Annotated in this window: 11 protein-coding genes; 4 read left to right on the top strand and 7 right to left on the bottom strand. The window is 75.6% G+C overall.

Features of this window, described 5'->3' with window-relative positions:
- Positions 1–35 precede the first annotated feature (35 nt).
- The 6 genes from ACI78V_RS16145 to ACI78V_RS16120 all read right to left on the bottom strand — a co-directional run bounded on the left by ACI78V_RS16145 (position 36) and on the right by ACI78V_RS16120 (position 6,859).
- The gene (locus ACI78V_RS16145) at positions 36–2,639 is read right to left on the bottom strand and encodes a bifunctional FO biosynthesis protein CofGH (protein ID WP_456852493.1); all 2,604 of its coding nucleotides are present in this window, start codon (positions 2,637–2,639) and stop codon (positions 36–38) included.
- A 118-nt stretch (positions 2,640–2,757) separates the two neighbouring features.
- Positions 2,758–3,606, bottom strand: a complete 849-nt coding sequence (locus ACI78V_RS16140) for an ABC transporter permease subunit (protein ID WP_456852491.1) — start codon at positions 3,604–3,606, stop codon at positions 2,758–2,760.
- Positions 3,603–4,574 carry an ABC transporter ATP-binding protein gene (locus ACI78V_RS16135; protein ID WP_456852489.1) on the bottom strand — a complete coding sequence of 324 codons (972 nt, stop codon included), beginning with the start codon at positions 4,572–4,574 and terminating at the stop codon, positions 3,603–3,605. Before ACI78V_RS16135 ends, ACI78V_RS16140 begins: the two co-directional genes overlap by 4 nt.
- 19 nt (positions 4,575–4,593) lie before the next feature.
- Positions 4,594–5,664 (bottom strand): hypothetical protein, encoded by a 1,071-nt coding sequence (locus tag ACI78V_RS16130; RefSeq protein WP_456852487.1) that lies wholly within the window; start codon positions 5,662–5,664, stop codon positions 4,594–4,596.
- Positions 5,648–6,175, bottom strand: a complete 528-nt coding sequence (locus ACI78V_RS16125; protein ID WP_456852485.1) for an RNA polymerase sigma factor — start codon at positions 6,173–6,175, stop codon at positions 5,648–5,650. The genes ACI78V_RS16130 and ACI78V_RS16125 overlap by 17 nt, the downstream gene beginning before the upstream one ends.
- A 171-nt stretch (positions 6,176–6,346) precedes the next feature.
- Positions 6,347–6,859, bottom strand: a complete 513-nt coding sequence (locus ACI78V_RS16120; RefSeq protein ID WP_456852483.1) for a flavin reductase family protein — start codon at positions 6,857–6,859, stop codon at positions 6,347–6,349.
- Positions 6,860–6,894: 35 nt separating this feature from the next.
- On the opposite strand from ACI78V_RS16120, the gene ACI78V_RS16115 reads away from it, so the two are divergent.
- Genes ACI78V_RS16115 through ACI78V_RS16105 form a run of 3 tightly spaced genes read left to right on the top strand, consistent with a single transcriptional unit; the run spans position 6,895 to position 10,942 of the window.
- On the top strand, positions 6,895–8,391 hold the full coding sequence (locus tag ACI78V_RS16115) for a dihydrolipoyl dehydrogenase family protein (protein WP_456852481.1): 1,497 nt from the start codon (positions 6,895–6,897) through the stop codon (positions 8,389–8,391).
- Between the two features lie 59 nt (positions 8,392–8,450).
- On the top strand, positions 8,451–9,701 hold the full coding sequence (locus tag ACI78V_RS16110; RefSeq protein WP_456852480.1) for an FAD-dependent monooxygenase: 1,251 nt from the start codon (positions 8,451–8,453) through the stop codon (positions 9,699–9,701).
- Positions 9,698–10,942, top strand: a complete 1,245-nt coding sequence (locus ACI78V_RS16105) for an FAD-dependent monooxygenase (protein WP_456852478.1) — start codon at positions 9,698–9,700, stop codon at positions 10,940–10,942. The genes ACI78V_RS16110 and ACI78V_RS16105 overlap by 4 nt, the downstream gene beginning before the upstream one ends.
- On the opposite strand, the gene ACI78V_RS16100 is transcribed toward ACI78V_RS16105, so the two are convergent.
- Positions 10,912–11,439 (bottom strand): NUDIX domain-containing protein, encoded by a 528-nt coding sequence (locus ACI78V_RS16100; protein WP_456852476.1) that lies wholly within the window; start codon positions 11,437–11,439, stop codon positions 10,912–10,914. The two genes, ACI78V_RS16105 and ACI78V_RS16100, sit on opposite strands and share 31 nt — an antisense overlap.
- A gap of 144 nt (positions 11,440–11,583) precedes the next feature.
- Here ACI78V_RS16100 and ACI78V_RS16095 point away from each other — a divergent pair, with 144 nt between their 5' ends.
- Positions 11,584–12,378: an SGNH/GDSL hydrolase family protein gene (locus ACI78V_RS16095; RefSeq protein WP_456852474.1), complete on the top strand. Its 795-nt coding sequence runs from the start codon at positions 11,584–11,586 to the stop codon at positions 12,376–12,378.
- Position 12,379 lies beyond the last annotated feature (1 nt).

Here is a 12,379-nt window from a genome sequence, read left to right as displayed (position 1 = left end):
TGCCTGGTCCCACGCTCACTTTCCGCCAACCCGCCTCAGCGCGGGGTGACCGACAGCGTCAGTGCGCGGCGCCCCTCCTCGCTGCGGGCGGTGGCCATGCGCTCGGCCGACGGGGTGCCGTACTCGGTGGTGCGCTGGCGGGCGGGGCGGCCGATGGCGGCGGCCATCGCCTCGAGCTGCGCGATGGTCTTCAGCGAGCCGTTCTCGCTGCCGGCCATCCGGCTGATCGTCTCCTCCATGAGCGTGCCGCCGAGGTCGTTGGCGCCGCCGGCCAGGACGGCCTGGGTGCCGGTGTCGCCGAGCTTGACCCAGGAGGTCTGGATGTTGGGGATGCGCCCGTGCAGCAGCAGGCGGGCCACGGCGTGCACGGCGCGGTTCTCCCGCACGGTGGGCCCGGGGCGGGCGACCCCGGCCAGGTAGATCGGCGAGCTGTGGTGCACGAAGGGCAGCAGCACGAACTCGGTGAACCCGCCGGTCTCGTCCTGCACCCGGGCCAGGGTGCGCAGGTGGGCCACCCAGTGGGCGGGGGTGTCGACGTGGCCGTACATCATCGTCGAGGTCGTCGGCAGGCCCACGCGGTGCGCGGTGGTGATGATCTCGATCCAGGTGGCGGCCGGCAGCTTGCCCTTGGTCAGCACCCAGCGGACGTCGTCGTCGAGGATCTCCGCCGCCGTGCCGGGGACGGAGTCCAGCCCGGCCTCCTTGGCGGCGAGCAGGAAGTCGGCGAAGGACAGCCCGGTCCGGGCGGCGCCGTTGACGATCTCCATCGGGGAGAAGGCGTGCAGGTGGATGCCGGGTCGGCGGCGCTTCACCTCGCGGGCCAGGTCGAGGTAGGCGGTGCCGGGCAGGTCGGGGTGGATGCCGCCCTGCATGCAGATCTCGGTGGCCCCGGCGGCCCAGGCCTCGTCGACCCGGTCGCCGACCTGCTGCATCGACAGGGTGTAGGCGTCGGCGTCGGTGCGCCGCTGGGCGAAGGCGCAGAACCGGCAGCCGGTGTAGCAGACGTTGGTGAAGTTGATGTTCCGGTTCACCACGTAGGTGACGTCCTCGCCCACGGTGTCGCGGCGGACGGCGTCCGCCAGCGCGCACAGGTGCTCCAGATCGGTGCCGTCCGCGCCGAGGAGGGTCAGGTACTCGGCGTCGCTGAGCCCGGCCGGGTCCTGCTCGGCCTCCAGCAGCGCGGCGAGCACCTCCCGATCGCCGACCGCCAGTGCGGTGGAGGAGCCGTCCCGCGCCGACGTCGTCCGGTCGCGCAGCTCGGCCCAGTCGCCGTAGACGGCGTCGAAGTCGCTGCGCCGGTCGCCGGTGCGCCCGACGGTGTCCACCTCCACGTGCAGGTCCACCCGGCCCGAGGCCGTCCACGCCTCGTCCGGCTCCTGCCACGGCTGCCCGACCGGGGTGCGGCCCTCGACCGCGAGCCCGTCGGGGCCGGCCAGCGCCGCGACGTGCGGACGCACCCGCGGGTCCAGCCACGGTTCGGGCTGCTGCACGTAGGGCGGCTGGGCGGCCAGCCGCTCCCGCAGCTCGAACCCGGCCTCGGCGGTGAGCACGGCCAGCTTGTCGATGGTGGGCCACGGCCGCTCGGGGTTGACGTGGTCGGGCGTCAGCGGCGACACCCCGCCCCAGTCGTCGACGCCCGCCCGCAGCAGCAGCTCCAGCTCGGTGGAGTCGCTCAGGTTCGGCGGCGCCTGCACGCGGGCCTTCGGCCCGAGCAGCAGCCGGGTGACGGCGACCGCCGCCACGTACTCCTGCAGCTCCAGGTCGTCGGAGGCGGCCATCGCGGTGCGCGGCTTGGCCCGGAAGTTCTGGACGATGACCTCCTGCACGTGCCCGTGCCGCTGCGCCGATGCCCGGATCGCCAGCACGGCGTCGACCCGCTCGGCGGGGTTCTCACCGATCCCCAGCAGCACCCCGGTGGTGAACGGCACCGCCGAGCGGCCGGCGTCCTCCAGCACCCGCAGCCGCACGGCGGGCTCCTTGTCCGGGGAGCCGAAGTGCGGGCCGCCGGGCTCGGCCCACAGCCGGGTGGCCGTCGTCTCCAGCATCATGCCCATCGACGCCGACACGGGCTTCAGCCGCTGGATCTCCTCCCACGACAGGACGCCGGGGTTCAGGTGCGGCAGCAGCCCGGTCTCCTCCAGCACCCGGACCGCCATCGCCCGCAGGTAGGCCAGGGTCGAGTCGAAGCCGTGCGCCTCCAGCCACTCGCGCGCCACCGGCCACCGCTGCTCGGGCCGCTCCCCGAGGGTGAACAGCGCCTCCTTGCACCCCAGCGCGGCCCCGGCGCGGGCGATCTCGAGCACCTCGTCCGGGGAGAGGAACGGCGCCTTCCCGGCGGCCCGCAGCCGGCCGGGGGTGGTGACGAACGTGCAGTAGTGGCAGCGGTCCCGGCACAGGCGGGTCAGCGGGATGAACACCTTGCGGCTGTAGGTCACCACCCCCGGCCGCCCGGCCGAGGCCAGCCCGGCGGCGCGCACCCGACCGGCGGCGGCCAGCAGACGCGCCAGCGGCTCGCCCGCACCCAGGCCGCGGGCCGACAGCAGGGTCTCGGCCTCGGTCGCGTCCAGCACGGCACCACGCTCGGCGCGGACGACGGCACGGCGTACGGCGGACTCGGACGGGATCAGCGGCTCGGTCATCGCCGCAGACGCTAGTTGACCGGCCCCCGCGCCCCCCACCGCTCGGGCGAGGCCCCCGTCCTCCGCAGCCCTCGCGGGCCCGGGACGGGGCCGGCAGCCCGCGCGGGGGCCGAGCCGCTCAGACGTCGCGGCGCTGGAACGACAGCGCGGTCAGCCCCCAGACCACGGCCACCCACACGGTCGCCCACGCCAGGTAGGCAGGCGTCAGCGGCGCGTCGCTCAGGAACGGGAACCCGCCCTCGCCGGGGCCCATCTGGACCAGCGCGACCGGGTCCTGGAAGGCGTTCATGGCCCCGCGCCACAGGCCGTCGGTGGGCAGCAGCACCCGCGACACGGTGCCCACGCGCTCGACGCCCTCGTTGCCCAGGGCCCCGCCGATCCCGCCGACCACGCCCGCGACCCAGGTGGCCCCGAAGAGCCCGACCGCCACGATGCCCGACGCCATCGTCGACACGACGCTGGACAGCAGGAGGGCGAGCGTCAGCAGCACGACCGTCTCGGCCGCCAGCAGCGCGAGCCCCGTGGCGGGTGCCGGAGGCCAGTAGCCGACGACCGTGCGGACGACGACGATCTGGGCCAGGCCGGCCAGGACCACGTAGCCGCAGCCGAAGGCGGCGAGGCCGAGCCACTTGCCGAGGAGGACCGCCGAGCGGCGCACGGGCCGGGCGAGCAGCACCAGCGCCTGCCCCGACTCCACCTCGCCGGCGACGGTGGGGCCGGCGAGGAACGCCGTGCCGATCGCCGCGATGAGGCTGTACCCGAACATGATCAGGTTCAGCAGCAACGAGGCGACGAGGCGGGCCTCACCGCTGGTCATGGTGCCCAGGTCGGTGTCGAGGCCCACCAGCTTGGAGAAGCCCCACGCACTGAGCGCGAGCAGCACCACCGTCAGCACCAGGAGTGCCCACACCACGCGCCGCCGGGCGGCCTCGCGCACCGTGAGCCCGGCGATCGTCAGCGCCGTCACGGCGTGGGCTCCTCGTGTCGCAGGACGGCCAGCAGGCGCTCCTCCAGGCTGATCCGCACCGGCTCGACGGCGTGCACGCGGACGCCCAGACCGACCAGGTCACGCACCAGGTCGGGCACCGTTGCGCCGTCGTCGTCCGCCGGGAGGGCGACGGTGAACCAGTCGCCGCTGCGCGACAGGGCGCCCGCCGCCCGCAGCCGGGTCTCCGCCCGCCCGTCCGCGGCGCCCAGCCGCAGCCGGACCTCACGCTGCCCGAGCAGCTCGGCCAGGGTGCCCGACGCCGCCACCCGACCCTGGTCGAGGATCACCACCCGGTCGCACACCCGCTCCACCTCGCCGATCAGGTGGGAGTTGAGCAGCACCGCGACACCGCGCGAGCGCAGCGACAGGACGAGGTCCCGGACGTCGACGCGGCCGAGGGGGTCCAGCGCGCTGGTGGGTTCGTCGAGCACGACGAGCTCCGGGCGGGCGACCAGCGCGACGGCGAGGCCCAGGCGCTGCTGCATGCCCTTCGAGAACCCGCCGACGCGGTCGCCCGCGCGGGCGGCGAGGCCGACGAGCGCCAGGCAGTCCCGTCGCTCCGCGGCCGGGACGTCGGCGCGGGCGAGGCGGACGTGCAGGTCCAGCACCTCGGCCGCGGTCAGCCACGGCTGGTAGCGGAACAGCTCGGGCAGGTACCCGACGGCGCTCCGGGACCGGGGATCGGACGCCCGCCGCCCCAGCAGCAACACCTCGCCGGCATCGGGCCGCACCAGGCCCAGCAGCATCTTGATGACACTGGTCTTCCCGGCGCCGTTGGGGCCCAGCAGACCGAGCACCTCACCGCGGGCCACGGTGAAGGAGACGTCGTCGACGGCGGTCCGGCGTCCGTACCGCTTCCGCAGCCCGGAGCACCAGACCGCCGGGGACGGCGGCAGACCGGCGAGCCGGTCGGCCGCGGACCGCTCGGCAGCGGTGTCTGAGGTCATCCCGCGGACGGTAGTGGCGTCACCGGAGGTCACGGGCGACCGACAGCAGCTCGTCGGGGCTCAGCGACCCGGCGACGCCGTTCATCACACCGTCCTCGACCCAGACCACGGCGGCGAACAGTCCGTCGCGGGAGGTGAGCACCGTCGCGACGGAGCCGTCGACGTCGGCGGTGGAGCTGGTGACCAGCTCGGCCGGCACGGGCAGGGGCAGCGTCGAGGCGTCGGCGGAGAGGTCGCGCAACTGGGCGGCGAGGTCGTCGGGCAGGCCGGGGAGTGACAGCAGGTAGTCGCGGACCGTCTCGAACGGCACGCCCGACGAGTACACCGTGGGCGCGACCACGCGGGCCACGACGAGGGTCGGCACACCGGTGGGCTGCGACCAGACGGCCGCGACGCCCGGACCGGCCTCCAGCCGCAGGGAGCTGCCGTCCAGCCCGGCGGGCGGGGGCGGCAGGACCTCGCCCGCGGCGGCCGCGGCCTGGGCCGCCTTCTCGGCCGAGAAGGTGAACGTCGCGCTGACGACGTCGGCCGCCTGGTAGACCGGTTCCCCGGTCACGCCCACGGGCAGCTCGGCGACCTCGGGCACGGCCAGACCGGTCCGCTCGCGGGCGGTCGCGGCGTCGGGCACCTGCTCCGTGCCCGGTTCCTGCGCGACGTCGAGGTCGCCGTAGGCGGACAGGTCGGGCACCTGCACGAGGTCGGTGGAGGTGACCTCGACCGGGTCGACGCGCTCGGTCTGGAAGATCGGCAGCCAGTCGTTGGCCGCCGCCACCCCGGCCCCGCCGACCAGGACGACCGCGCTGATGGCGGCGACCGCCGGGCGGCGCACCGCCGTCCGCCACGAGCGGCGCGGGTGGGCCGGCCGGGGCCCCGTGGCCCCGGCCGTCGCCAGCCGGGCCCAGGCCGCGTCCAGGTCGACCCCGGTCGTCGCCGGCGTGAGCGCGGCGTCGACCAGCTGGGCGTCCGCGCGCACGTCGTCCAGTGCGCGCAGGCACGTGGGGCACGAGGAGACGTGGGCCCGGTCGGCGTCCGTGACGCCGGCCGGCTCGTCGACGAGGCGGCGCAGCACTCCCTCACTCGGGTGACGCATGACGGTTCAACTCCTTGCGCAGGGCGATCTCGGCACGTCGCACCGTGGTGCCGACGCTGCCGGGGGACAGGTCGAGCGCCGACGCGACGTCGGCGTAGCTGAGGCCGCTGTGCCGCAGCACGAGGGCCAGGGCCTGCTTGCGGGGCAACCGGGCCAGCGCGGCGCGGACGCGGCTGCGGTCCTCGAGGGTGACCACCGCCTCGGCCACGTCGGGGACGGCGGTGTCGGCCGCGGCGGCGGCGACCTCCTCGCGGGCCGTGCGGCGCCGGCCGGAGCGCAGGACGTTCAGGGAGGTGTGGGCCGCCGCGACCGACAGCCAGCCGCCGGCCTCCCCGGCCGGCACGGTGCAGCGGCCGAAGGCCAGGAACACCTCCTGGGCGACGTCCTCGGCGGAGTCGCGCGACCCGAGCACGCGGGCGGCCACCGCGACCACGTGGTGGTAGTGGCTGCGGAACACCTCGGCCAGGTCGGCGCGCACGGCACCGCGTGCAGGGGCACTCGACACCGCCACGCCATCCCTCTCCCCGGTCCGCTCCGGCGCGCCGCCGCGTACCCCGCCGCGAACCGGGAGGACGGCGGCCGGTCCTCCGGGACGGATGAGCTCCATGCCCCTACAGCACCGCCCGGGCCCCCGATGTGACAACCGGGATCGTCGCGTGCCGGGAGCCGGCTGCCGGCGCGGTCAGGCGCGGCCCGCCGGCGCGCCGCCCGCATCGACGTAGCGGCCCCGGTGGCGGAGCAGCGGGACGGCCGAGGCGTCGCCGGCGAGGACCTCCTCGACCCCGAGCAGCGCCAGCACGTGGTCACCCGCCTCCACCAGCCGCTCCAGCCGGCAGTCGAGCGCGACCAGCCCGCCGTCGAGCACGATCCCCCCGCTGCCCGGGGCGCGCGTCCAGGGCAACGCCTCCAGCAGGTGCCGGGCACTGGGCCGCCCCGCGGAGGAGAACCGCGACGCCACGATCGCGTGCTCCGCGGCCAGCACGGTGACCGCGCAGGAACCGACCTCCTCGAGCACCTCAGCCGGGTAACCGCCGGCGGTCAGCCCGATGGCGACCAGCGGGGGAGCGGCCGACACGCTCATCACCGAGGAGACGGTGGTGCCGACGTCGTCGATGCCGTCCCGCACGGTCATCAGGCACACCCCGGCGGCGTACTGGCGGAGGGCCTCGGCGTAGGTGGCGGCGTCGACCGGCATGGCGGCCAGTCGACCACACCAGCAGGATCGGGCGGGTGAGCGGACAGGGACGGGAGCCCGGCAGCGAGGGGCGGGCGAGCGGCGGCCCGTCCCCCGGGAGCGGAGCAGGAACAGGGGGTGCGGAGCAGACCGTCGACGTCGTCGTCCTCGGGGCCGGGTCGACGGGGGAGAACCTCGCCGACACCGTGGTGCGCGGAGGGCTCACCGCCGCCCTCGTCGAGGCGGAGCTGGTCGGCGGCGAGTGCTCGTACTGGGCCTGCATGCCGAGCAAGGCGCTGTTGCGCGGCACCGAGGCGCTGGCCGCGGCGCGTGCGGTGGACGGCGCCCGGCAGGCGGTCACCGGCGAGCAGGACGTCGCCGCCACGCTGGCCCGCCGGAACCTGTTCACCCACGGCTGGGACGACTCCTCGCAGGTCGACTGGGTCGAGGGCGCCGGCATCGCCCTGGTCCGCGGCACCGGCCGCCTCGACGGTGAGCGCACGGTCGTCGTCACCGGCCCCGGCGGGGCGACGACCCGGCTGACCGCCCGGCACGCGGTCGCCGTCTGCACGGGCTCGGAGGCGGCGGTCCCGCCGATCGACGGGTTGCGCGCCGTCGACCCGTGGACGCCGCGGGAGGCCACCAGCGCCAAGGAGCCGCCCGGCCGGCTGCTGGTCGTGGGCGGCGGGTACGTCGGGTGCGAGATGGCCACGGCCTGGCAGGCGCTCGGGGCGCGGGTCACCCTCCTGCAACGGGGCGAGCGGCTGCTCGAGGACATGGAGCCCGAGGCAGGGGAGGCGGTGGCCGCCGCGCTGCGCGACCGCGGCGTCGACGTCCGGCTGGGCACCGACGTGACCGCCGCCCGGCGGGACGGCGGCGAGGTGGTGCTGCAGTGCACCGACGGCGAGCTGCGTGGCGACGAGGTGCTCGTGGCCGTCGGCCGGCGGGCGCGCACCGACGACGCCGGGCTGGACACGGTCGGCCTGACGCCGGGGGAGTACCTCGACGTCGACGACTCGCTGCAGGTGCGGGGCGTGCCGTGGCTCTACGGCGTCGGGGACGTCAACGGCCGCCGGTTGCTCACCCACATGGGCAAGTACCAGGCCCGGCAGGCCGGCGCGGCGATCGTGGCCCGCGCCCGCGGGGAGCAGGTGTCGACGGCGGACTGGTCACCGACCGCCGCCACGGCCGACCGCCGGGCGACGCCGTCGGTGGTCTTCACCGAGCCACAGGTGGCCAGCGTCGGGATGACCCGAGCGGTGGCCGCGCTGGCCGGGGTGCCGCACCGGGTCGTGGAGTACCCGATCGGGCACGTCGCCGGGGCCTCCCTGCACGCCGACGGCTACGCCGGGACGGCGGTCGCGGTCGTCGACACCGCGCGGGAGGTGTTACTGGGCGTCACCTTCGTGGGGCCGGGCGTGGCGGAGCTGCTGCACGCGGCGACCGTCGCGGTGGCCGCCGAGGTGCCGATCGCGCGGCTGTGGCACGCCGTCCCGGCCTACCCGACGATGAGCGAGATCTGGTTGCGGCTGCTGGAGACGTACCGCGACTGACGGCGCCCCGCGGGCGGACTCCTTGTCCGGCCGGGGTCCTCCGGTCATCCTCGGGACGCATGGACGTGGTGTGCGTCGGCGGCGGACCCGCCGGGCTCTACTTCGCGATCTGCACGAAGAAGCAGGATCCCGGCAGCAGGGTCAGGGTCGTCGAACGCAACCCTCCCGGCGCGACGTACGGCTGGGGTGTCACCTACCGCGACGGGCTCCTGGACCTGATGTTCGCGCACGACGCCGAGAGCGCGCGGGAGATCCGCGCCCGGTCGGTCACCTGGCACGAGAAGGAGTTCGTCGTCCACGGGAGGTCGCTGTTCCTCCAGAAGACGATCTCCGGCATCGAGCGGTCGACCCTCCTGGACGTCCTGGCGCGACGTGCGGTGGAGCTGGGGGTGGAGCTGGAGTACGGGCAGGAGGTCACCGACGTCACGCCGTTCGCGGACGCCGACCTGGTCGTCGCCGCGGACGGCGTCAACAGCAGGGTCCGGCAACAGTTCCAGGACCACTTCGGGACGCGGGTCACCGTCGGCCGCAACCGCTACGCCTGGCTCGGCACCGACCGCAGGTTCCCCCACCTCACCTTCGTGTGGGAGCGCACGCCCGCCGGGTGGGTCTGGATCCACTCCTACCCCGCCCCCGGTCCGATCAGCACCTGCGTCGTGGAGTGCAAGCCGGAGACCTGGACGGGCCTGGGCCTGGACCGGATGCCTCCCGAGGAGGGCCTGCGCCTCCTGGAGGGCGTCTTCGAGCGGTCCCTGGCCGGAGGGCGGCTGTACGGGAGCCCCGGGGGTGAGCCGGCGCGGTGGCTGCGCTTCAAGCACCTGACCAACGCGACCTGGCGGCACGACAACGTCGTCCTCATGGGCGACGCGGCGCACGCCGTGCACTACACCCGCGGCTCGGGGACGCGGTTCGCGATCACCGATGCGGCGGCCCTGGCCGACTCCCTGGCCGCCCACGCCGACCTCCCACGGGCCCTGCAGGCCTACGAGGACAGCCGCTTGCCCGCGATGGCCCATGCCGTGCGGAGCGGACAGCGCTCGGCGGAGCGGTCGGAGGACGTCGACCGGCTCCTCGAGCACGACGCCGTCGACTACATCACCGCGAGGGACGGCTGTCCGGACGACGAGTTGTGGCGCCACCGCCCGTGGACCCTGGCCCGGCAGCTCCGCCCGGTCCGCAGTGCCCTGCGAGAGGCCCAGGCTGTCGGGCGGTGGTACCACGCCCGCGGTCACTGGCCGGACGGTGACCCCCCGGCCGCGGCGCCGGAACTGGTCGGGGCGTCGTCTCCGGACCGGGTCCCGGGCGCATGAACGTCGTCTGTGTCGGCGGCGGGCCGGCGGGCCTCTTCTTCGCCATCTGCGCCCGGAGACGCGATCCCGACCTGGCGGTGCGGGTCGTCGAGCGGTACACCCCCGGGGCGACGTCCGGGTGGGGGGTGACCTACTCCGAGCGGATGATGGACCTGCTGTTCGCCAACGACCCGCCCGGCGCGCGGGAGGTGCACGCCCGCTCGGTCAGCTGGGACGAGCAGGAGTGGTGGAAGTCCGGGCGGTCGGCGTACCTCCCGCACTACCGCTCCGCCCTGGAGCGGTCGGCGCTCATCGACGTCCTCTCCCGACGCGCCGTCGAGCTCGGCGCCGAGGTCGAGTTCGGGCGGGAGGTCCGCGACCTCGCCGAGGTCGCGGACGCGGACCTGGTCGTCGCGTCCGACGGCGTGGGCAGCCGGGTGCGACGACAGCTCGGCGACGTCTTCGGGACGACGACGACGTACGGCCGCAACCGCTACCTCTGGCTGGGCACGGACCACGTGTTCGAGCGCATCACGTTCGCCTTCGAACGGACTGCCGCCGGGTGGGTGTGGCTGCACGCCTACCCCTCCAGCCGCACCACCAGCACGTGTGTCGTGGAGTGCTCGCCGGAGACGTGGCAGGGGCTGGGGCTGGACACGCTGCCGGGCCCCGACGGGCTGGCGCTGCTGTCGGAGATCTTCGCCGAGGTGCTGCACGGGCGGCCGCTGGCCGGCCGGACCAGCGACGACCCGGGGACGTGGCAGTGCTTCCCGCACACGACCAACCGGATCTGGTGGCACGACAACGTCGCGCTCATGGGGGACGCCGCCCACGCCTCCCACTTCACCTGGGCCTCGGGCACCCGCCTGGCCATGACCGATGCTGCAGCGCTGGCCGATGCCCTAGCCGGGCACCGCGACCTCACCCAGGCGCTCACCGTCTACGACGAGCGGCGTCGTCGCCGGGCCAACCGCGCGGTCGACGCCGCGCGGCAGCGGGCGGAGCGCTGGGAGCACTTCGACGAACTGCTGGACCTCGACGTGCTCGACTTCGTCCACGCCAAGAGCAACCGCCGCAACGAGGCAACACTGCGGCGCCTCCGCCCGTTGCACCGCGCCGGCCAGCTGGGCGTGGTCCGGGCCGCCGGACGGGAGTTCCGCGCGGTCCGTCGGCGGTTCGACGCCCGGCGACGCTGGCCGGGTCTGGACGGCGAGCCGACGGCGGTGCCGGATCAGCCGCGGTCGAGCAGCAGCAGGTTGTAGGCGGCCAGGCTCGGTGCGTCGGTGAACCGGCCGTCGCGCACCCTCGCCCGCAGCTCCGCCTCCGGGACGAAGGCGCAGCGCATGTCGGCCTCGGTGACCTCCCGCGCGGTCGGACCCGGGACCAGGTCGGTGGCCAGCCAGACGTCGAACTCCTGGGTGGTCAGCCCCGGCGCGAGGTACAGGTGCCCGAGGTGGCGCAGCGAGCCGGCGCGCAGCCCGGTCTCCTCGGCGAGTTCCGCGCGGGCCAGCTCCTCGGTGCTGCCCTCGGTCCCGTGCGCCCAGGTGCCCTGCGGGAACTCCCACACCCGCCGGCCGACCGGGTGGCGGAACTGCTCGACCAGCCAGAACCCGTCGCGCTCGGCGGGGACGACCAGCGCGAAGTGCGGCTTCTCCACGACGCCGTAGACGCCGGTGGACCCGTCGTCCCGCTCGACAGCGTCCTCCCGCACCCGGATCCACGGGTTGCGGTACACCTCCCGGCTGCCCGTCGTCCGCATGCGGCCATCATGCAGTGGCCCGCCGGCCTCCCCGGCCGCCCCGCGCCTGCCCCGTCGTCGCGTCGTCGCCGGCCGCGCACCTGTGCGGTGCCTCACCACCCGCGTGGTCGCCGCTGGATCGGGCGCCGTGCTGGAGTGGACTGCGTGCAGCTCGAGCCCTCCCGTACCTGCTGGCGCCGCTACGTGGCCCTCGGCGACTCCTTCACCGAGGGGCTCAGCGACCCCGACCCGCAGCGGCCGGGGGAGTACCGCGGCTGGGCCGACCGGCTGGCCGGGCACCTCGCCGCCGCGGCCGACGGCGGGGTCGAGTACGCCAACCTCGCCGTCCGGGGGCGGCTGCTGTCGCAGGTGGTCGAGGAGCAGGTGCCGGTGGCGCTGGCCGCACGGCCGGACCTGGTGAGCCTGGTCGCCGGCGGGAACGACCTGCTGCGCCCCGGCGCGGACCCCGACCGGCTGGCCGCCGTCCTCGAGGACGCCGTCGTGCGGTTCCGCTCCGCCGGCGCCGACGTGCTGCTGGCGACGGGCGTCGACCCGCGCCAGACGCCGATCATCCGCCGCACCCGCGGGCGGGTCGCGGTGTTCAACGCCTCCCTGTGGTCCATCGCGGCGCGGCACGGCGCCGTCGTCCTGGACCAGTGGGGCGCGGAGTGGGTGCAGGACTGGCGGATGTGGGACAGCGACCGCATCCACCTCACCGGCGAGGGGCACCGGCGGACGGCCCTGGCCGCCGCGACCGTGCTCGGGCTGCCCGTCGGGGACGACTGGCGGCAGCCGCTGGCCCCCCAGCCGCCGCGGGCGCTGCGGGCGGCGCTGGCCGAGGAGGCGGCGTGGGTGCGCGGCTTCGTCGCCCCGTGGGTCGCCCGCCGGCTGCGCGGCCACTCCTCGGGGGACGGCCGGGCAGCCAAGCGGCCGGTCCCGCTGGCGCTGCCGCGCGTCTAGG

The organism is Geodermatophilus sp. SYSU D00742 (genome assembly GCF_054049935.1).
The sequence above is the reverse complement of the archived record's forward strand: the minus strand, read 5'-3'. Positions and strand labels throughout refer to the sequence as shown.